Origin of the sequence: Pantoea septica (assembly GCF_002095575.1) — a bacterium.
In the GTDB taxonomy this organism is placed as follows: domain Bacteria; phylum Pseudomonadota; class Gammaproteobacteria; order Enterobacterales; family Enterobacteriaceae; genus Pantoea; species Pantoea septica.
Genome location: NZ_MLJJ01000010.1, coordinates 1 through 20,398, shown reverse-complemented (window position 1 = coordinate 20,398; position 20,398 = coordinate 1). Strand labels below are relative to the sequence as shown.

General features: G+C 59.7%; 17 protein-coding genes. 15 read left to right on the top strand and 2 right to left on the bottom strand.

Going from position 1 to position 20,398, the window contains the following annotated elements; genetic code table 11:
• Positions 1-172: 172 nt before the first annotated feature.
• Together HA46_RS07285 and HA46_RS07280 are read left to right on the top strand one after the other, a co-directional pair.
• A complete protein-coding gene (locus HA46_RS07285; RefSeq protein ID WP_033792197.1) occupies positions 173-1,480 on the top strand; it encodes an MFS transporter in 1,308 nt (435 codons plus the stop codon).
• 13 nt (positions 1,481-1,493) lie between these two features.
• Complete coding sequence (locus tag HA46_RS07280; protein ID WP_084883338.1) at positions 1,494-3,854, top strand: glycoside hydrolase family 31 protein; 2,361 nt, start codon at positions 1,494-1,496, stop codon at positions 3,852-3,854.
• Positions 3,855-4,046: 192 nt separating this feature from the next.
• Here the strand turns inward: HA46_RS07280 and ftnA are convergent, their stop codons facing one another.
• Entirely contained in the window at positions 4,047-4,556 is a 510-nt protein-coding gene (ftnA, locus tag HA46_RS07275; RefSeq protein WP_084883336.1) for a non-heme ferritin, read from the bottom strand.
• 442 nt (positions 4,557-4,998) lie between these two features.
• Between ftnA and HA46_RS07270 the strand changes: the two genes are divergently transcribed.
• The 13 genes from HA46_RS07270 (at position 4,999) to mrdA (ending at position 18,839) form a co-directional block, all read left to right on the top strand.
• Positions 4,999-5,670: a nucleoside recognition domain-containing protein gene (locus tag HA46_RS07270; RefSeq protein WP_084883333.1), complete on the top strand. Its 672-nt coding sequence runs from the start codon at positions 4,999-5,001 to the stop codon at positions 5,668-5,670.
• Positions 5,660-6,133: a YjiG family protein gene (locus HA46_RS07265; RefSeq protein ID WP_033792193.1), complete on the top strand. Its 474-nt coding sequence runs from the start codon at positions 5,660-5,662 to the stop codon at positions 6,131-6,133. Before HA46_RS07270 ends, HA46_RS07265 begins: the two co-directional genes overlap by 11 nt.
• A 10-nt stretch (positions 6,134-6,143) precedes the next feature.
• Positions 6,144-7,247, top strand: coding sequence for a M20 peptidase aminoacylase family protein (locus HA46_RS07260; protein WP_084883330.1), 1,104 nt, complete (start codon positions 6,144-6,146; stop codon positions 7,245-7,247).
• Positions 7,248-7,513: 266 nt separating this feature from the next.
• Complete coding sequence (prfC, locus tag HA46_RS07255) at positions 7,514-9,097, top strand: peptide chain release factor 3 (protein ID WP_033792191.1); 1,584 nt, start codon at positions 7,514-7,516, stop codon at positions 9,095-9,097.
• A gap of 259 nt (positions 9,098-9,356) precedes the next feature.
• A complete protein-coding gene (gene osmY / locus HA46_RS07250; protein WP_033752389.1) occupies positions 9,357-9,971 on the top strand; it encodes a molecular chaperone OsmY in 615 nt (204 codons plus the stop codon).
• A 98-nt stretch (positions 9,972-10,069) separates the two neighbouring features.
• A complete protein-coding gene (locus HA46_RS07245) occupies positions 10,070-10,231 on the top strand; it encodes a DUF1328 domain-containing protein (protein ID WP_065426276.1) in 162 nt (53 codons plus the stop codon).
• Between the two features lie 215 nt (positions 10,232-10,446).
• Positions 10,447-11,499 (top strand): patatin-like phospholipase family protein, encoded by a 1,053-nt coding sequence (locus HA46_RS07240; protein WP_084883326.1) that lies wholly within the window; start codon positions 10,447-10,449, stop codon positions 11,497-11,499.
• Positions 11,496-12,272, top strand: a complete 777-nt coding sequence (locus HA46_RS07235) for a TatD family hydrolase (protein WP_084883324.1) — start codon at positions 11,496-11,498, stop codon at positions 12,270-12,272. The genes HA46_RS07240 and HA46_RS07235 overlap by 4 nt, the downstream gene beginning before the upstream one ends.
• Positions 12,273-12,442: 170 nt before the next feature.
• Positions 12,443-13,222, top strand: coding sequence for a deoxyribose-phosphate aldolase (gene deoC, locus HA46_RS07230; protein ID WP_084883321.1), 780 nt, complete (start codon positions 12,443-12,445; stop codon positions 13,220-13,222).
• A gap of 59 nt (positions 13,223-13,281) precedes the next feature.
• Positions 13,282-14,619, top strand: a complete 1,338-nt coding sequence (gene deoA, locus HA46_RS07225) for a thymidine phosphorylase (protein ID WP_084883517.1) — start codon at positions 13,282-13,284, stop codon at positions 14,617-14,619.
• Between the two features lie 182 nt (positions 14,620-14,801).
• Entirely contained in the window at positions 14,802-16,025 is a 1,224-nt protein-coding gene (gene deoB, locus HA46_RS07220) for a phosphopentomutase (RefSeq protein ID WP_033752381.1), read from the top strand.
• 34 nt (positions 16,026-16,059) lie between these two features.
• Positions 16,060-16,773, top strand: a complete 714-nt coding sequence (gene deoD / locus HA46_RS07215) for a purine-nucleoside phosphorylase (RefSeq protein WP_033792187.1) — start codon at positions 16,060-16,062, stop codon at positions 16,771-16,773.
• A 188-nt stretch (positions 16,774-16,961) separates the two neighbouring features.
• The gene (mrdA, locus tag HA46_RS07210) at positions 16,962-18,839 is read left to right on the top strand and encodes a penicillin-binding protein 2 (RefSeq protein WP_084883318.1); all 1,878 of its coding nucleotides are present in this window, start codon (positions 16,962-16,964) and stop codon (positions 18,837-18,839) included.
• Positions 18,840-18,899: 60 nt separating this feature from the next.
• On the opposite strand, the gene HA46_RS07205 is transcribed toward mrdA, so the two are convergent.
• A complete protein-coding gene (locus HA46_RS07205) occupies positions 18,900-20,222 on the bottom strand; it encodes a methyl-accepting chemotaxis protein (RefSeq protein ID WP_084883315.1) in 1,323 nt (440 codons plus the stop codon).
• Between the last annotated feature and the right edge of the window lie 176 nt (positions 20,223-20,398).

Sequence of the window (20,398 nt, the reverse complement as noted above, 5' to 3'; positions counted from 1 at the left end):
GCAGCGAACCCGCTTTAAACGCGACAAAAAGTTTGCCATGAAAAAAGTTGCAAAAAAGAGGCTATACCGACGTTTCGCGCTTTTTTAAGGTGCCAGACAGGTTCACGCAGTACGCCGGAGGGCGGTGTGAAGGATCAAACCGGCCGTTAAAAGCCTGCACAGGAGCTGACAAATGAGCCTTGAATCAACGACTAAACCTATCGGCGCCGCACGAACGATACGCGCCGTTAAAAATCTCCGCTGGTGGATGCTGGGACTGTTTCTGCTGGGCGTGACGGTCAACTATGTGACGCGCAATTCGCTCGGCATTCTGGCGCCGGAGCTGAAAACCAGCCTCAATATGAGCACCGAACACTACTCCTGGGTGGTGGCGGCGTTTCAGCTTGCCTATACCCTGTTTCAGCCGCTCTGCGGCTGGCTAATCGACGTCATCGGCCTGAAGATGGGCTTCCTGATCTGCGCGCTCATCTGGTCGGTGACCTGTCTGCTGCACGCCGGCGCGGGAAGCTGGCTGCATCTGGCGCTGCTGCGCTTTGTGATGGGTGCATCGGAGGCGGCGGCGACGCCTGCCAACGCCAAGGCGATCGGCGACTGGTTCCCGAAAAAAGAGCGTCCGGTCGCCGCAGGCTGGGCGGGCGTCGGCTTTTCGGTCGGCGCGATGCTGGCGCCGCCGATCATCTATGTGGCGCATATCTCCTTCGGCTGGCAGGGCGCGTTTCTGCTCACCGGCGGCCTGGGGCTGCTGTGGGTCGGCCTCTGGTGGTGGGGCTATCAGTCGCCGGAAAAGCATGCCCGGCTTTCTGATGAAGAGCGCGCCTGGATTACGCAGGACAACGAAGCCGTGGGCGAAAAGCTGCCGTTCTTTCAGGCGCTGAAAACCATCGGCAAAGAGAAGAAATTCTACGGCATCGCCATTCCGGCGTTTCTCGCCGAGCCCGCCTGGGCCGTGCTGAGCTTCTGGGTGCCGCTCTATCTGGCTAACGAGCGCGGCATGGATCTTAAGCAGATCGTGATGTTCGCCTGGCTGCCGTTTCTCGCCGCCGATCTCGGCAGCGTCGCCAGCGGCTACCTGACCAAAATCTATGTGAAGTGGTTCGGCCTGACGCGCGTCAACTCTATCGTCGCCAGCTCGATCACCGGCGCCGTGCTGATGATCTCGCTGGCGCTAATGACCCTCGTTAAAGATCCTTATCTGGCGATCGCGCTGATCTCGATCGGCGGCTTCGGCCATCAGGTGATCTCCTGCATGCTCAGCGCGCTGGTGGTGGAGCGCTTCGATCGTCGCCAGATGGCAACGGTTAACGGCATGCGCGGATCCTGCGCCTGGATCGCCAGTTTTATCTTCTCTCTGATTATCGGCGTCACCGCCGACACCATTGGTTTCAATCCGCTGTTCGTCGCCATGGGCTTTTTCGACCTGGTGGGCGCGATTTTCCTGGTGATGTTTATCGCCGAACGTCGTCAGCGCAGCGCGGAATAATAAGGACACCGTTATGAAAACCCTGAAGAACTGGACGCTGAGTCAGCACGCCGATCATTTTGTCGAGCTGAAAGTGGATAACCGCCATCTGCTGCGCCTGTATGTGCTGGAGTCGGGTCTGATGCGCGTGCTGCTGAAGCGCGACGGCGAGCTGGCCCTGAACCGGACCTGGAGCATCGCGCCAGGGGACGACGTGCCCTGGGAGGGGCGCGATCGCGAATCCCTCGACGGGTTCGGGCTGCCGGGCTTTCAGCTGGAGCACGAGGCGAACCAGCTGCGCATCAGCACCGACCGGCTGCGCGTGACGGTGCATCATCCGCTCTGCCTGAGCTGGGAGCATTATCATCAGGGGCAGTGGCAGCCGCTGGCGGCCGATCGCCACACCGGCGCCTATTTGCTGAACGCGCACGGCGACGGCGTCGAGCACTATCAGCGTCGTCAGCCGCAGGATCGCGTCTACGGCCTCGGCGAAAAAAGCGGCGATTTGAACCGCAGCGGCCGTCGCTTCGAAATGCGCAACCTCGACGCGATGGGCTATAACGCCGCCAGCACCGATCCGCTCTATAAGCATATTCCCTTTACCCTGACGCAGCGCGACGGCGTCAGCTTCGGCCTGTTCTATGACAACCTGAGCAGCAGCTGGCTCGATCTCGGCAACGAGCTGGACAACTACCATCTGCCGTATCGCCGCTACCGCGCCGAAGCAGGCGATCTCGACTATTACCTGATGCTGGGGCCGAAGCTGCTGGATGTAACCCAGGCCTTCGTGCGCCTGACCGGCCGCACTATTTTTCAGCCGAAGTGGAGCCTGGGCTACAGCGGCTCGACCATGCACTACACCGACGCCCCCGACGCGCAGCAGCAGCTGCAGGGCTTTATCCGCCTCTGCCGCGAACATGAGATCCCCTGCGACTCGTTTCAGCTCTCGTCGGGCTATACCTCGATCAACAACAAGCGCTATGTCTTTAACTGGAACTACGACAAAGTGCCGAATCCCAACGGCATGAGCGAGGCGTTCCACGCGGCGGGCATGAAGCTGGCGGCCAATATCAAACCCTGTCTGCTGCAGGATCATCCGCGCTATCAGGAAGTGGCGTCGCAGGGGCTGTTTATTCGCGACTCGGAGCAGGATCGCCCCGAACGTTCGGTGTTCTGGGACGATGAAGGATCGCACCTCGACTTTACGCATCCGCAGGCGGTGCGCTGGTGGCAGGAGAACGTGACCGCGCAGCTGCTGGAGAAGGGGATCGACGCGACCTGGAACGATAACAACGAATATGAGGTATGGGACGGCGAAGCGCGCTGCCACGGTTTCGGGCAGAGCATCGCCATTAAACACATTCGCCCGGTGATGCCGCTGCTGATGATGCGCGCCTCGCTGGAGGCTCAGCAGCGCTTCGCGCCGGAGAAGCGGCCCTATCTGATCTCCCGTTCCGGCTGCGCCGGGATGCAGCGCTATGTGCAGACGTGGAGCGGAGATAACCGCACCAGCTGGCAGACGCTGCGCTACAACATCCGCATGGGGCTGGGCATGAGCCTTTCGGGCCTGTTTAACGTCGGTCACGACGTCGGCGGCTTCTCCGGCGACAAGCCGGATGCCGAACTGTTTGTGCGCTGGGTGCAGAACGGCGTGATGCATCCGCGCTTCACCATCCACTCATGGAACGACGATCACACCGTGAACGAACCCTGGATGTATCCAGAGGTGACGCCGCTGATCCGCGAGGCGATCCGTCTGCGCTACCGCCTGATGCCCTATCTCTACACGCTGCTGTGGCAGGCGAGCGCGCAGGATGAGCCGATGCTGCGTCCAACTTTCCTCGATCATGAAGAAGACAGCGAGACGTACCGGGAAAACGACGACTTTCTGCTGGGGCGCGATCTGCTGGTGGCCAGCGTGGTGGAGGAGGGCAGTCGCGAGCGCGAGGTCTATCTGCCGCGCAACGCCCACGGCTGGTATGACTGGCACAGCGGCCAGTGGCTGGCGGGCGGTCAGACCGTGACGCTGGACGCGCCGCTCGATCGCTTGCCGCTGCTGGCGCGCGCCGGTTCCGCCATTCCGCTGGGACGCTGCGAAAGCACCACCGATGCGCGGCTCGACAGCGTGCGCGAACTGCAGCTGTGGCCTGCGCCGGGGGACGCGCGCACCGAGGGCGAGTTTTTTGACGACGACGGCGAAAGTCACGGCTGGCGGCAGGGCAATGCGCTCTGGATACGCTGGGCGCTGCGCAGCAGCAGCGATCGGCTTGAGCTGACGCTGGAGAAGCGCGGCGACTATCAGCCGGCCTGGCGTGAGATCGAGGTGTTGCTGCCCGCAGGCGAGCGGCGCGAACTGTGGATCAACGGCGAGAAGGGCGGGCGGTTTAGCTTGTAAAAACGAAGAAGAGATGTTTGCGAGCGAGGCGCGAAAGCAGGTGAGATGGCCCGATCGCAAAGTCGCTTTACGCATCCTTGCTCGCTCGGCCCGCGACATCCCTGTCGCGGGACGCTTTGCTCTTCGGGCCATCTCACCCGCTTATTGACTTTTTATGCTGTCTGTACGCCTTTAAAGGCAACAACAGAGGTACTAGTTAGCGCCGTGGCTTTCCGCATTCATACGCGCCAGATCTTTATCGACCAGGAACAGGCCTTCGCCTTTGTTGCCCACCAGCGCCAGCTTATCCAGCACGGTTTTGAACAGCTTCTCTTCTTCGTGCTGCTCAGCCACGTACCACTGCAGGAAATTAAAAGTGGAGTAGTCGAGAGAAGTAATGGCCGCATGCGCCAGCTCGTTGATCTTGCGCGTGATCAGCTTCTCGTGCTCCAGCGCCTGCTCCAGCAGCTCCGGCAGCGAGTTAAAGGCGACCGGCGGCGCGGCGATAGAGCCCAGCACCGGCATCGCGCCGGTATCGCTCAGGTAGTCGAACAGGCGCTGCATATGCTCCATCTCTTCGCGGGAATGCTCTTTCAGAAACGCCGCTGCGCCTTCCAGACCTTTATCGCTGCACCACGCGCTCATCTGTAAATAGAGATTCGCGGAGAAAAATTCGAGGTTAAGTTGATCGTTAAGACGCGCAGTCATTTCAGCAGTCAGCATGAGCGATTCCTTTATAGAAGCAGAATAAGTAAACAGGTGAGAAGTGGTGAATTATGCACCATGAATCGTAGAGAAAGATAGTTTTTTACTGAAAAATCACATTTTATCTAATTGATTTAAATAGAATTATTCAGCTATTTGAATGCGAGCGATTATCATTCCTCGAGCGGTTGCGCTTCGCACTACGTCAGTGCGCAGCCTTTGCGCATTGATGGTGCAGAACGGTTTATTTCCGGTTGCGATGCAAAAAGAAAGCGATATTCGCCACGCCACCCTGCCGCTAAGAAATATAAAGCGATGCAGATTTAATCAACTGTCTATTCAAAAACCAAAGAGAGAAAAACTTTATTTTCAAAAGAGAGGTTACGTGGCGGCTGGCATAAATCCTGCAACCGTCAGAGTTCCATATATCGCAACTGATAAACTATTCGCAGGAATAACCATGTCTGAAGAAAAAATAACGCTGACAGGCGAACGGGTTTCAGCCAGCAAAGGAAGTTATCTGGCGCTGATTGTAGCTATCCTCTTTTTTTCAGGATTGCTCTACCGGGTCGACGGCTTCCACTGGCTCGGCGCCTTTGACTTCACCACGCTGGGCGGCAGCTTCGGCACCATGAAGGATCCCGCCAGCAATACCTTTCTCGGCGCAGGCGGACTGAGTGCCAAAGCGGGTTTTCTCTTCGCGCTCTCGCTGACGCCAACCGTTATGCTGGCGCTGGGCGTGCTGGAAATTTTTACCCACTACGGCGCGATGCGCGCGGCGCACAAGCTGCTGACGCCGCTGCTGCAGCCGCTGATGGGACTGCCGGGGCGCTGCGGCCTGGCGCTAATCACCGATCTGCAGAGCACCGATGCGGGCGCTGCGCTGACCAAAGAGATGTATGACCGCGGTCAGGTAACGAAAAAAGATATTGTGGTGATGAGCGCCTGGCAATATTCCGGCGCAGGATTGATCAATAACTATTTTGCTATCGGGTCGGCGCTGTTCGCCTCAATGACATTGCCGATTATTATTCCGCTCGCCTTGATGTTCGTTCTTAAATTTGTCGGTGCGGCGCTGACGCGTTGTGTGTTAAACAGTGTCTATAAAAAGGATTTTGGCGATGGAAAATAACGGCGCGGTAAAAAGCAGTCAGAACCCTTTTGATATTTTTGTCGCCGGCGCGCGCAAAGGTTTCCATATTGCCATTCATAACCTGATGCCGAACGTAGTGATGGCCTATGTGCTGGCAGAAGTGCTTAATTTACTCGGTATTATGCCGTTTCTCGGCCAGCTGTTCGCGCCGGTGATGGGGCTGTTCGGCCTGCCGGGCGAAGCGATTACCGTACTGCTGACCGCCTGGCTCTCTTCTTCAGCCGGTACCGGCGTGGCGGTGAGCCTGCTGACCAAAGGGATACTGACCGGCGCAGATGTCACTATTCTGGCCCCCGCCATTTTCCTGATGGGATCGCAGCTGCAGTACATGGGCCGCCTGCTGGGCGTGGCCGACGTGCCGAAAAAATACTGGCCGCTGCTGATGCTGGTAAGCGTCATCAATGCGGCGATCGCGATGTTCGTTATGCGTCTTTTTGTTTAGGAGAGAAGCGGTGTCAAAGGTCTTAGAGCACTATCACTATCTGCATGAGATTCCAGAACTGGGCTTTCAGGAGTTTAAAACTTCCGCCTACATTGCCGAGCAGCTTGAGAAAGCCGGGCTGAAGGTGACGCGCAATATCAATCAGACCACGGGCATCGTGGCGGAGATCGACAGCGGAGTACCGGGCCCGGTGCTGGCGCTGCGTGCCGACATGGACGCGCTCGGCCATATCATCGACGGCGTCGCCTGCGCGCGCCATACCTGCGGCCATGACGGCCACTCTTCCGTGGTGCTGACCGCCGCGCAGGAGCTGCTGGCGGAAGGCGCGGTGAGAAAAGGCCGGCTGAAAATTCTGTTCCAGCCCGCCGAAGAGCTGGGCGCCGGCGCGCTGGCGATGGTTGAGGGCGGCGCGCTGGATGACGTGGAGATGATCTTCGGTTTCCATTTGCGGCCGCTGGAGGAGTGCGTGGTGGGCCAGGCGACGCCAGCGGTACTCTACTCCGCCTGCTCGACGCTGGAAGCCACCATTAAAGGCGCGCCCGCGCACGCCGCGCGTCCGCATCTCGGCGTCAACGCGCTGGACGCGGCGGTGCAGGCGGTCAATGCGGTCAACGCGATTCATCTCTCGCCGGGGCTTAACTGGAGCGTGAAGGCGACTCGCTTTCTCTGCGACGCCGGCGTCACCAACTCGGTGCCCGACGAGGCGCGCGTGGTCTGGGATCTGCGTTCGCAGGAGAACGCGCCGATGGAGGAGCTGAAGGAGAAGGTCGCTCAGGCGATCCAGCACAGCGTCGCGGCGCTGGGCGCGACGGCGCAGGTGGCGGTGCTGAAAGAGATGCCGGCGGCGGAGATCCATGATGAAGCGACGGCGGTGATCCGCGCGGCGATTGCCGAGGTGCTGGGCGCAGAAGGGTTGCTGGAGGCGAAAACCACGCCGGGCAGCGAAGATTTCTTTTTCTATCCGGTCAAGCGCCCGCACGTCAAGGCGGGCTTCTGGGGTCTCGGCACTAACCTGACGCCGGGCCTGCACCATCCCGACATGCGCTTCGATCTCAACGCGCTGGAGATCGGGGTGAATATTTTTAAATCCTGCGTAAAAAAGGTGCTGGGGTAAATAAGAGGCCGTCCGCCCGCATGCCTGCGGGCGGCGCTGAAATTTTCCCTGCCCTGTTCGCCGCCGCGCGCAAAATATTGTATGCTATGCCGCCTTAACGAAGACTGGGTAACCGGAATCGCCGCCAATGTAGAACGCGCATCAACCACCGCCTTCTGACGCAGTTGCGTCACGCCTGGCTCCGTTTACCTGCCGGATTTCCGGCCATCATGATTACTCTGCAGCGTCCTCCTGTGTGACGTTGCCTCGATGAGAAGAACTCACTCATGTCTAATTTCATGCAAGAGGTGGCGCGCCGCCGCACCTTTGCGATCATTTCGCACCCCGATGCTGGTAAAACCACCATCACTGAAAAAGTGCTGCTGTTCGGACAGGCTATCCAGACCGCCGGTACGGTAAAAGGCCGCGGCTCGAGCCAGCACGCCAAATCGGACTGGATGGAGATGGAGAAGCAGCGCGGCATCTCTATTACCACTTCTGTTATGCAGTTCCCCTACCGCGAGAGCCTGGTCAACCTGCTCGACACGCCGGGGCACGAAGACTTCTCGGAAGATACCTACCGTACTCTGACGGCGGTGGACTGCTGCCTGATGGTGATCGACGCGGCCAAAGGCGTCGAGGATCGTACCCGTAAGCTGATGGAAGTCACCCGTCTGCGCGACACGCCGATCCTGACCTTTATGAACAAGCTCGACCGCGACATCCGCGATCCGATGGAACTGCTGGACGAAGTGGAGAGCGAGCTGAAAATCGCCTGCGCGCCCATTACCTGGCCTATCGGCTGCGGCAAGCTGTTTAAAGGCGTTTACCACCTCTATAACGACGAAACCTATCTCTACCAGACGGGCAAAGGCCACACCATTCAGGAAGTGCGCATCGTTAAAGGGCTGGACAACCCTGAGCTGGACAGCGCGGTCGGCGAAGAGCTGGCGGCGCAGCTGCGCGACGAGCTGGAGCTGGTGAAAGGCGCGTCGCACGAGTTCGATCGCGAGCTGTTCCTGAGCGGCGATATCACGCCGGTCTTTTTCGGCACCGCGCTGGGCAACTTTGGCGTCGATCATATGCTTGACGGCCTGGTCTCCTGGGCACCCGCGCCGATGCCGCGCGAGACCGACGTGCGTACCGTGACCGCGCAGGAAGAGAAGTTTACCGGTTTCGTGTTCAAGATTCAGGCGAACATGGATCCGAAACACCGCGACCGCGTCGCCTTTATGCGCGTGGTTTCCGGTAAATATGAAAAGGGCATGAAGCTGCGTCAGGTGCGCACCGGCAAAGATGTGGTGATCTCCGACGCGCTGACCTTTATGGCGGGCGACCGCTCGCACGTGGAAGAGGCCTGGCCGGGCGACATCATCGGTCTGCACAACCACGGCACCATTCAGATCGGCGACACCTTTACCCAGGGCGAGAACATGAAGTTCACCGGCATTCCGAACTTCGCCCCGGAGCTGTTCCGTCGCATCCGCCTGCGCGATCCGCTCAAGCAGAAACAGCTGCTGAAAGGGCTGGTGCAGCTGTCGGAAGAGGGCGCGGTGCAGGTGTTCCGTCCGGTGCACAATAACGATCTGATCGTGGGCGCGGTGGGCGTGCTGCAGTTCGACGTCGTCGTGGCGCGTCTGAAAAGCGAATATAACGTCGAAGCGATCTACGAAGCGATCAACGTTTCGACGGCGCGCTGGGTCGAGTGCAGCGATGCGAAGAAATTCGAAGAGTTCCAGCGTAAAAACGAGGTGAACCTCGCGCTGGACGGCGGCGATAACCTGACCTACATCGCACCGACCATGGTTAACCTGAACATCACGCAAGAGCGCTATCCTGACGTGATTTTCCGTAAAACCCGCGAGCATTAATCCGCACTGCAACAGGGCCGCCCAGCTTTGGCTGGCCCTGTTCTCCCTCTCCAGACTCCTCCTAAAAACTCTGTTTTTTCGCTTAACTGGCGTGCTATCAACCAGTTATTCAAGCAAAACGCCAAACACCGACTATGATTATTCTGTCGGACGGGAAAAGAGAAATAGCTTCTCGCTTACGTCCAACGATGCAGCAGCGCCGTTTGCTGCTGTTGCGCCCACGGTTGTGGGTGAGCTCACTGACAGAAGGAAGATATCGATGAATAAGACTAAGATTGCCCAAACGCTGATGGCGGTAATGGTTGGTTCCGCCCTGTTAAGCGGAAGCGCCCTGGCTGACGACTCGCTGACGCAAAAAGCGCAGCAAAGCGCGGACAACGCCGGTGCGAAAATCAATAGTTCTATGAAAAAAGTCGATGGATTTATGGATGACAGCGCCGTCACTGCAAAAGCTAAAGCGGCTCTGGTAGATGACGAAGCAATAAAAAGTACGGATATCTCCGTGAAAACCCATGATGGCGTAGTGACCCTGAGCGGTTTTGTCACCTCGCAGGATCAGGCTGAAAAAGCCGTCGCCGTTGTGAAAAACGTAGAGGGTGTTAAATCCGTCAGCGACAAACTGCACGTTAAAGACAGCAAATCACAAAGTATGAAGGGATATGCCGGGGATGCGGCAACGACTAGCGAAATTAAAGCTAAACTGTTAGCCGACGACATTGTCCCGTCACGTAACGTCAAGGTAGAAACCACCGACGGCGTTGTCCAGCTTTCAGGAACCGTCGCCACTAAAGCGCAGTCGGATCGCGCTGAAAGTATCGCGAAAGCCATTGAAGGCGTTAAAAGCGTTAAGAATGACCTGACTGTGAAGTCTTAACGTCGTGAGCGCGGCGTCCGCGTGGCGCCGCGTTGACAAAACAAACCCAAAATGGGAAGAAACGAGCAGTTCGATTTCACTATGGTAAGGAGAGGCTTATGTTTCGTTGGGGTATTATTTTTCTGGTAATTGCACTGATCGCGGCGGCGTTAGGATTTGGCGGCCTCGCCGGTACGGCAGCATGGGCGGCTAAAGTTGTCTTCGTTGTTGGTATTATCCTGTTCCTCGTGAGCCTGTTTACCGGCCGCAAACGACCCTGACCGGTTGTGTCATTCTGATTTTCGCAACGAGCATGCATAAAGCGGAGACCAGCCAGCCGCCGCGCCGCGTAAAGGAAAACGCATCAGGCGCGGCGGCGGCCGCCAGACTTTCTGCGGCAGGTCAGGAGTAAAACATGGCTGGTTCTCCGGGATGCTGTCGACCTAAAGCGGATAAACGCAACGGCAAACCTCAGAACCCTTTCTGAGGAACAGAAGTGGGTATCCGGATCCCTGTAACGCTGGGCGCGATTGAGCCCCTGGCCCTATCCCCGTTTAAAGCGCGAAAAATCGCCCTGGTGTGCGAAGGCGGCGGTCAGCGCGGCATTTTCACCGCAGGCGTGCTGGATGAGTTCCAGCGGGCCAAATTCAATCCCTTCGATCTTTTTATCGGCACCTCGGCCGGCGCGCAGAATCTCTCAGCCTTTGTCTGCGGACAGCAGGGCTACGCGCGGCGCGTCATTACCCGCTATACCACCAGCAAACTCTTTTTCGATCCGCTGCGTTTCGTGCGCGGCGGCAACTTAATCGATCTCGACTGGCTGATAGACGTCACCCAGCGCGAACTGCCGCTGGCGCTGGACAGCGCTAAGCTGCTGTTCGACGGCGGGCGCGAATTCTATATGTGCGCCTGCCGCAGCGACGACTACTCGCCCGGCTATTTCGCACCGACCAGCGCCAACTGGCACGATCTGATTAAGGCGTCGAGCGCTATCCCCGGCTTTTACCGTCTTGGCGTCGATCTGGAAGGCATCAGCTATCTTGACGGCGGCATCAGCGATGCCATTCCAGTGCGCGAAGCCGCGCGACGCGGTGCCGACACCATCGTGGTGATCCGCACCGTGCCGTCGCAGATGTTCTATACGCCAAAATGGATGAAGCGCATGGAGCGCTGGCTCAACGCCAGCGCGCTGCAGCCGATGATCAATATCCTGCATCACCATGAGGCGAGCTACCGCGAGATTCAGCAGTTTATCGAGCAGCCGCCCGACGACCTGCGTATCATCGAAATCTATCCGCCGCATGTGCTGGCGAGCATGGCACTGGGCAGCCGCGTCGCCTCGTTGAATCAGGATTATCACCTGGGACGGCGCTGCGGCCGCTACTTTCTCGCCACGCTGGGGCAGTGGCTCAGTGACGCCGAGCCGTTCGTGCGCTATACCACCGTTACGCCGCCCGCGCCGGTCGCCAACGCGCCCGACAACCGGCCGATTATGACGCCGCCGGTGGCGGGCAACGACGCAGACTACGATGAAGGTTCGCTGGCATGAGATTTACCGATACCCACTGCCATTTCGATTTCCCGCCCTTTGTCGGCGATGAGTCTGCCAGCATCGCGCGCGCCGCCGAAGCGGGCGTGGAGCGCATTATCGTGCCGGCAGTGGAGGCCAGCCGCTTTGCGCGCATCGTTTCGCTGGCGGCGCAGCATCGCGCTCTTTACGCCGCGCTCGGCCTTCATCCCATCGCCATCGATCGCCACGAGGACGCCCATCTCGAGCAGCTGGAAAACTGGCTGCGGCAGCAGCCGCCCAAGCTGACGGCGATAGGGGAGATCGGCCTCGACCTCTATATGGAAAATCCGCAGTTTGCGCGCCAGGAATTTTTGCTCGACGCGCAGCTCCGGCTGGCGAAGCGGTATGATTTGCCGGTGATCCTGCATTCGCGCCGCACCCACGACAAGCTGGCGCTGCATCTGCGCCGTCACGATTTGCCGCGGCGCGGCGTGGTGCACGGCTTTGCCGGCAGCCTGCAGCAGGCGCAGGCGTTTATCAAACTCGGCTACGCGATCGGCGTTGGCGGCACCCTGACCTATGAACGCGCCAGCAAAACCCGCAACACGCTGGCGCAGCTGCCGCTCGACGCGCTGCTGCTGGAGACCGACGCGCCCGATATGCCGCTGCACGGCTTCCAGGGCGAGCCGAACCGGCCGGAGCGGGCGCGTCTGGTGTGGCAGACCCTGTGCGAACTGCGCCCGGAACCGCCGCAGGTCATCGCCGAGGCGTTGTGGCGCAATACGCGCACGCTGTTCAACCTGCCTGACTAATCTCTCCGATGTGATAATAGTAACATCGCCCCTCTCTGCGTTATAATGACGCTATTGCTAATAGTTCATCGAGGCAATGTGATGAAATACGCATTATTTGCCGCCTTATATTGTTAGAATTATCACATTAAACCGGCGCTTCCGCGTCTGTTTGTTATCTGGAGAACAACATGACTGACATTACCGCCGCCGCGCAGCGCGCGCTGCAACTCATGGACCTGACGACCCTGAACGAAGACGATACCGACGAGAAGGTGATCGCGCTCTGCCGTCAGGCAAAATCACCGGCGGGCAACACCGCCGCGATCTGTATCTATCCGCGCTTTATTCCAGTGGCGCGCAAAGCGCTGCGCGAGCAGGGCACGCCCGACATCCGCATCGCCACCGTCACTAACTTCCCGCATGGCAACGACGATATCGACATCGCGCTGGCGGAGACCCGCGCCGCCATCGCCTACGGCGCGGACGAAGTCGACGTCGTGTTCCCTTACCGTGCGCTGATCGCCGGCAACGCCCAGATCGGTTTCGACCTGGTGAAAGCCTGCAAAGAGGCGTGCGCGCAGGCTAACGTGCTGCTGAAGGTCATCATTGAAAGCGGCGAGCTGAAAGAAGAGGCGCTGATCCGTCAGGCTTCTGAGATCGCCATCGACGCAGGCGCGGACTTTATCAAGACCTCTACCGGCAAGGTGCCGGTCAACGCCACGCCGGAAGTGGCGCAGATCATGATGAGCGTTATCCGCGACAAAGGCGTGAAAGAGAAGGTGGGCTTTAAGCCGGCGGGCGGCGTGCGCACGGCGGAGGATGCGGCCATCTACCTCAAGCTGGCGGACGATATTCTTGGCGAAGGCTGGGCAGACGCGCGCCACTTCCGCTTCGGCGCTTCCAGCCTGTTAGCCAGCCTGCTGAACGCGCTGGGCCATCAGACCGCCACCAGCAAAACCGGCTACTGATTGCGTGACGGCGGCCGCAGGCCGCCATTCTCATCTCAACCCTGATCATGGGGGCGATTGTGTTTCTGCCGCAAGAAATTATCCGTAAAAAACGCGATGGCCAGAGGCTGAGTGAAGAGGAAATTCGCTTCTTCATCAACGGCGTGCGCGATAACAGCGTTTCCGAAGGTCAGATCGCCGCGCTGGCGATGACCATCTTTTTTCACGATATGTCGCTGCCGGAGCGCGTGGCGCTCACCATGGCGATGCGCGACTCGGGCACCGTGCTGAACTGGCAGGCGCTGAACCTCAACGGTCCGGTGGTGGATAAGCACTCCACCGGCGGCGTCGGCGACGTCACCTCGCTGATGCTGGGGCCGATGGTGGCCGCCTGCGGCGGCTATGTGCCGATGATTTCCGGACGCGGCCTCGGCCATACCGGCGGCACGCTGGACAAGCTGGAAGCGATCCCTGGCTTCGATATTTTCCCGCACGACGATCGTTTCCGCCAGATTATCAAACAGGTCGGCGTGGCGATTATCGGCCAGACCAGCTCGCTGGCGCCGGCGGATAAGCGCTTTTACGCCACGCGCGATATCACCGCTACGGTGGATTCTATTCCGCTGATCACCGCCTCGATTCTGGCGAAAAAGCTGGCTGAAGGGCTGGACGCGCTGGTAATGGACGTCAAAGTCGGCTCCGGCGCCTTTATGCCGACCTTCGAGGCGTCGCTCGACCTGGCGCAGGCGATCGTCGGCGTGGCCAACGGTGCGGGCTGCACCACCACCGCGCTGCTCACCGATATGAACCAGGTGCTCGCCTCCAGCGCGGGCAACGCGCTGGAAGTGCGCGAAGCGGTACGCTTCCTGACCGGCGCGGAGCGTAACCCGCGCCTGCTGGAGGTGACGCTGGCGCTGTGCAGCGAGATGCTGATGTCCGGCAAGCTGGCGGCCAGCGAAGATGAGGCGCGCGGCAAGCTGCAGCAGGTGCTGGATAACGGCCGGGCGGCCGAAGTATTCGCGCGTATGGTCGCGGCGCAGGGCGGCCCCGCCGATTTCGTCGAACGGCACGAGGCTTATCTGCCACAGCCGACGCTCAGCAAGGCGGTCTACGCCGATCGTCCCGGCATCGTCAGCAGCATGGGCACGCGCGCGCTGGGTATGGCGGTAGTGGCGATGGGCGGCGGGCGCCAGCGCGCCAGCGACGCCATCGACTACAGCGTCGGACTGAGCGAGACCATCGCGCTGGGCGAACGCGCCGATGGGCAACGTCCGCTGGCGATTGTGCACGCCAGCAGCGAGGCGAGCTGGCAGCAGGCCGCCGCCGCGGTGCGTGCCGCGGTCACGCTGAGCGACAGCGCGCCCGAGCCGCTGCCTGCGGTTTACCGTCGCGTGCGCGCCGGCGACGGCCAGGCATAACACGTCTGACAGCGGCCGAATGGGCAGAGCGTTTCTCTTTGCGAACGGCCGCTGTCATCCGCGACGCTGTCGCAAAAAAGCCGCAAAAATGCGGCTTTATGCTGCCGCTGCGCACTCATTCGGGTATACTGATCTGATCGCTTTTTTTTGACTTGTCACGCGCGCAGGCGCAGGAGACTTGCATGAAACGTGCTTTTATTATGGTGCTCGATTCCTTTGGAATCGGCTCAAGCAAAGACGCCGACAAATTTGGCGACGCAGGATCGGATACGCTCGGCCATATCGCCGAAGCGTGCTTTAACGGCAAAGCGGATCAGGGGCGTAAAGGCCCGCTGCATCTGCCGAACCTGACCGCGCTGGGGCTGGGTAAAGCCGCCGAGCTCTCTACCGGCCGCTTCCCGCTGGGCCTCGATCCCAATGCGGAGATCACCGGCGCCTACGCCTACGCCAGCGAAATCTCATCCGGCAAAGACACGCCGTCCGGCCACTGGGAAATCGCCGGCGTGCCGGTGCTGTTCGACTGGGGCTACTTCAGCGATAAAGAGAACAGCTTCCCGCAGGAATTGCTCGACAAGCTGGTCGAGCGCGCGAAGCTGCCGGGCTATCTTGGCAACTGCCACTCCTCCGGCACGGTGATCCTCGACCAGCTGGGCGAAGAGCATATGAAAACCGGCAAGCCGATTTTCTACACCTCTGCGGACTCGGTGTTCCAGATCGCCTGTCATGAAGAGACCTTCGGTCTCGATCGCCTCTATGAGCTGTGCGAAATCGCCCGTGAAGAGCTGACCGAAGGCGGCTACAACATCGGCCGCGTCATCGCGCGTCCGTTTGTCGGCGACAAAGCGGGCCATTTCGAGCGTACCGGCAACCGTCACGATCTGGCGGTAGAACCGCCTTCGCCGACCATGCTGAAAAAGCTGGTGGACGAAAAGGGCGGCGAAGTGATTTCGGTGGGGAAAATCGCCGATATCTACGCTCAGCAGGGCATCACGCAGAAGGTGAAAGCGACCGGCCTGGACGCGCTGTTCGACGCCACCATCGAGCAGATGAAGAAGGCGCCCGACCAGTCGATCGTCTTTACCAACTTTGTGGATTTCGACTCGACCTGGGGTCACCGCCGCGACGTCGCCGGCTACGCGGGCGGGCTGGAGCTGTTCGACCGTCGTTTGCCGGAGCTGATGGCGCTGGTAAAAGAGGATGACATCCTGATCCTCACCGCCGATCACGGCTGCGATCCGACCTGGCAGGGCACCGAGCATACGCGCGAGCATATTCCGATTCTGATCTACGGCCCGAAAGTGAAACCCGGCTCGCTGGGCTATCGCGAAACGTTCGCCGATATCGGTCAGACGATTGCGCACTATTTTGGCCTGTCCGATATGGACTACGGCAAGAGCATGCTGTAAACAGAGCCGCTAAATTTAAAAAGGACAAACAACAATGGCAACTCCTCACATTAATGCAGAAATGGGCGACTTCGCCGACGTGGTACTGATGCCGGGCGATCCGCTGCGCGCGAAGCACATTGCGGAAACCTTTCTGGAAAATCCGGTTGAAGTCAACAACGTGCGCGGCATGCTGGGCTACACCGGCACCTACAAGGGGCGTAAAATCTCCGTCATGGGCCACGGCATGGGCATCCCGTCCTGCTCGATCTACACCAAAGAGCTGATCACCGACTTTGGCGTGAAAAAGATCATCCGCGTCGGCTCCTGCGGCGCGGTGCGCGCCGACGTGAAGCTGCGCGATATCGTTATCGGCATGGGCGCCTGCACCGACTCTAAAGTCAACCGCATGCGCTTCAAGGATCACGATTTCGCGGCGATTGCCGACTTCGATATGGTGCGCAACGCGGTTGACGCGGCGAAAGCGCTGGGCGTGGAGGCGCGCGTCGGCAACATCTTCTCTGCCGATCTCTTCTATACCCCGGATCCGCAGATGTTCGACGTGATGGAGAAGTACGGCATCCTCGGCGTGGAGATGGAAGCGGCGGGCATCTACGGCGTGGCGGCGGAGTTTGGCGCGAAAGCGCTGACCATCTGCACCGTGTCAGACCATATCCGCACCCATGAGCAGACGACCTCTGCCGAGCGCCAGACCACCTTCAACGATATGATTAAGATCGCGCTGGAGTCGGTGCTGCTGGGCGACTAAGCCTGCGCTTGCCTGTTCCCCGTCTCGTGCTCTGCCGCGCGAGGCGGGGAGTTTCAGGCCGTTTTCGTAACATTCTCACCAAATGACACACTTTTCCCGACTCCTGTGCATCTTCCTGCTGGCGCTGACCTCTTAGCTCCCTATCATTAGCGCGACAACAAAAATAACCAGTCCGCCAATGCCGCCTAATGAATTTCCGTAATTTCGAAGCTGAAGAAAAGCTCTTCGCGCGCCGCGCGCTGGTCGCCTTTGCGTTAGTCGTTATCTGTTTCACTATTCTCGGCGTCAATCTCTACTGTTTGCAGGTGCGCGATCACGGCTACTACCAGACGCGATCGAACCAGAACGACATCAAAATGATCCCCATCGCGCCGACGCGCGGGCTGATCTTCGATCGCAACGGCATCCCGCTGGTGCATAACGTTACCTGGTACGACATCACGCTGACGCCGTACAAAATCGACGATATGCAGGCGACGCTGAAGGCGCTGACGCCGATTGTCGATCTGACGCCCGACGAGATCGACGCCTTTACCCGCACGCTGAAGCAGAGCAGCCGCTACAAGCCGGTGGTGCTGAAAGAGGAGCTGACCGACGAAGAGGTGGCGCGCTTCTCGGTGAATCAGTATCGCTTCACCGGCGTCAGCGTCGAGACCTATCAGGATCGCGAATATCCCTACGGTGCCGACCTGGCGCACGTCGTCGGCTACGTCTCGAAAATCAACGATAACGACTACAAGCGTCTCAACGCCGCGGGCATCGCCGAGAACTATGCCGCCGACCACAATATTGGCAAGCAGGGCATCGAGGGGTATTACGAGTCGCTGCTGCACGGCAAGCCGGGCTATCAGGAAGTGGAAGTAGATAACCACGGCCGCATCGTGCGCGTGCTGAAAGAGGTGCCGCCGGTGGCGGGCAAAAATATTACGCTGACCATCGATCTGCATCTGCAGCAGTACGTAGAGAGCCTGCTGGCCGGGCAGCGCGCGGCGGTGCTGGTGGAGGATCCGCACGACGGCTCGGTGCTGGCGATGGTCTCCAGCCCGAGCTACGATCCCAATCCCTTCGTCAAGGGCATCAGCTATCAGGCCTACAAGTCCCTGCTGCAGGACAAGAATCTGCCGCTGATTAACCGCGTCACCCAGGGACTCTATCCGCCCGCGTCGACGGTGAAGCCCTATATGGCGATGTCGGCGCTGCTGACCGGGGTCATCACGCCGCAGACCAGTTTCTACGGCGCGCCGACCTGGACACTGCCGGGCACCGATCGCCGCTATCGCGACTGGAAAAAAAGCGGCCACGGCATGCTGGACGTCACCAAAGCGATTGAGGAGTCCGCCGACACCTTCTTCTATCAGGTGGCGTTTATGATGGGCATCGACCGTATCCACACCATGCTCAGTCAGTTCGGCTACGGCAAATCCACCGGTATCGATCTTAACGAAGAGTACAGCGGACTGCTGCCGAGCCGCGAATGGAAGCTCAAGGTGCATAAAAAAGCGTGGTATCAGGGCGATACGGTGTCGGTGGGCATCGGGCAGGGCTACTGGATCGCCACGCCGATTCAGATGGTGAAGGCGATGGTGGCGCTGATCAACAACGGGAAGGTGATTGCGCCGCATCTGCTGGCGAAAGCCGAGCGCGGCAAAACCGTGGAGCCCTATCAGCCGACGCTGCCGCAGCCGCAGATCGGCGACGCCCGTTCGCCTTACTGGGCGCTGGTGCGCCGCGCCATGTTTGGCATGGCCAACGCGCCGAACGGCACCGGCTATAAGTATTTCCACACCGCGCCTTACGGCATTGCGGCGAAGAGCGGCACCTCACAGGTGTTCAGCCTGAAGCAGAACCAGACTTATAACGCGAAGATGATCCCGGTGCGCCTGCGCGACCATATCTTCTATACCGCGTTCGCGCCGTTTAACAACCCGAAGGTGGCGGTGGCGCTGATACTGGAGAACGGCGGTAATGAAGGCGTGACCGCCGCGCCGGTGATGCGGCAGATCCTCGACCATATCTTCCTGCCGCCGACGACGACGGCGCCGGTCGAGATGGCGCATCAGCCGTAAAAAACGGCTAAAGCAGGGCAGTCGCACAGCGAAAAGCCGGCACAGGGCCGGCCTTGCGCGCTACTCCTGGCTTAAGGTCTGGGTAACGTGGCTGATGGCGCGCACCACCTCCGACGAACCGTCGCGCAGCTCGCCGATTACGCTGCCCGCCTGCTGGGCCAGCTCCACGCCGTGATCGGCGCGCTTCATGTTGGAAGCTATGCCTTTCAGCGCCCAGGACGCCAGCAGATGATTCTGCCGCACCCGATTTTCAATCTCGCTGGTGGCCTGATTGATATTGGCCGCCAGCGTGCGCACCTCATTGGCCACCACGGCGAAGCTGCGGCCGTGCGTGCCGGCGCGCGCCGCCTCTACCGCGGCGTTAAGCGCGATCAGGTTGGTCTGATCGGCGATGCGTCGAATGCTGGCGACTATCGCGCCAATGCGATCGGAGGAGTCGCTGAGATCGGCGATATTATCAGAGATGCCGTGCAGCTCGCCCGCCAGCGCATTAATGGTCTGCACGCTCTCTTCGATCACGCTGGCGCCGTGGCGGGTGCTTTCGCGGGTTTGCAGCGCGGTCTGATAAGCCTGCTGCGCCGCGTCGCGCTCCTGCTGGTTTTTCTCCACCTGCGCCGTCACGTCCGTGGCGAACTTCACCACCTTATAGAGCTTGCCTTCGTCATCAAACACCGGGTTATAGGTGGCGCGCAGCCAGATGGTGCGGCCCTGTTTATTTACCCGCTGGAACTGACCGGAGATAAACTCGCCGCGGTTGAGCTTTTCCCAGAACGTTTTGTATTCGTCGCTCTGACGCAGCGCTTCGGAACAGAAGCGGCTGTGCGGCAGGCCGATCACCTCCTCGGCGCGATAGCCCATGGTTTTGAGGAAGTTGGCGTTCGCCTTCAGCACTTCGCCTTTGAGGTTAAAAGCGATAACCGCCATCGACCGCTCAATCGCGGTAGTCATGGCGCGCTGCTCCTGGGCGTCGACGATACGCGCGGTGATATCGGTCGCCAGCTTGACGATTTTCACCACGCGGCCGTTGCGGTCCTGCACCGGCACATAGTTGGCCTCTAGCCAGACCGGACGGCTGTGTTTCGCCAGGCGCAGGAATTTGTCGCTAAAGCTTTCGCCGCGCTTCAGGCGCAGCCAGAAGTCGCGATAGTCCGACGATCGCGCAAAGTCGGCGGTGCAAAACAGACTGTGATGCTGGCCGACGATGTCGTTCAGCGCATAGCCCATACGGTCGAGAAACAGCGGGTTAGCGTTAAGGATGATGCCGTCGGGCGTAAACTCAATCATCGCGATAGCGTCGTTGAGCGAGCTAAGCGTCGCCGAGGAGCGCGCCTGTTTTTGCCACGCAAGGCGCGACAGGAGACCTGATGAAATAGTGGAAAACATGGTGCACCTTATTATGAGTATGTAGTGTCGCTATCGTTATCGGCCAGGGCGGCGAAAAAGTAAGCGCGGCGCGGCGCGGCTGCGCTTTTTTTTACCAGACGGTCTGTTGATTGCTATAAAACGCAGCAGTCAGCGAGGGATTTGATGAAAAGCGTTTGACGCTGTGAGGCCATTAA

What these genes read in the sequence shown, in the direction of transcription:
- HA46_RS07285 (WP_033792197.1), top strand. Translation starts at nt 173, where the DNA reads ATGAGCCTTGAATCAACGACTAAACCTATCGGCGCCGCACGAACGATA.
- HA46_RS07280 (WP_084883338.1), top strand. Translation starts at nt 1,494, where the DNA reads ATGAAAACCCTGAAGAACTGGACGCTGAGTCAGCACGCCGATCATTTT.
- ftnA (WP_084883336.1), bottom strand. Translation starts at nt 4,556, where the DNA reads ATGCTGACTGCTGAAATGACTGCGCGTCTTAACGATCAACTTAACCTC.
- HA46_RS07270 (WP_084883333.1), top strand. Translation starts at nt 4,999, where the DNA reads ATGTCTGAAGAAAAAATAACGCTGACAGGCGAACGGGTTTCAGCCAGC.
- HA46_RS07265 (WP_033792193.1), top strand. Translation starts at nt 5,660, where the DNA reads ATGGAAAATAACGGCGCGGTAAAAAGCAGTCAGAACCCTTTTGATATT.
- prfC (WP_033792191.1), top strand. Translation starts at nt 7,514, where the DNA reads ATGTCTAATTTCATGCAAGAGGTGGCGCGCCGCCGCACCTTTGCGATC.
- osmY (WP_033752389.1), top strand. Translation starts at nt 9,357, where the DNA reads ATGAATAAGACTAAGATTGCCCAAACGCTGATGGCGGTAATGGTTGGT.
- HA46_RS07245 (WP_065426276.1), top strand. Translation starts at nt 10,070, where the DNA reads ATGTTTCGTTGGGGTATTATTTTTCTGGTAATTGCACTGATCGCGGCG.
- HA46_RS07235 (WP_084883324.1), top strand. Translation starts at nt 11,496, where the DNA reads ATGAGATTTACCGATACCCACTGCCATTTCGATTTCCCGCCCTTTGTC.
- deoC (WP_084883321.1), top strand. Translation starts at nt 12,443, where the DNA reads ATGACTGACATTACCGCCGCCGCGCAGCGCGCGCTGCAACTCATGGAC.
- deoB (WP_033752381.1), top strand. Translation starts at nt 14,802, where the DNA reads ATGAAACGTGCTTTTATTATGGTGCTCGATTCCTTTGGAATCGGCTCA.
- deoD (WP_033792187.1), top strand. Translation starts at nt 16,060, where the DNA reads ATGGCAACTCCTCACATTAATGCAGAAATGGGCGACTTCGCCGACGTG.
- mrdA (WP_084883318.1), top strand. Translation starts at nt 16,962, where the DNA reads ATGAATTTCCGTAATTTCGAAGCTGAAGAAAAGCTCTTCGCGCGCCGC.
- HA46_RS07205 (WP_084883315.1), bottom strand. Translation starts at nt 20,222, where the DNA reads ATGTTTTCCACTATTTCATCAGGTCTCCTGTCGCGCCTTGCGTGGCAA.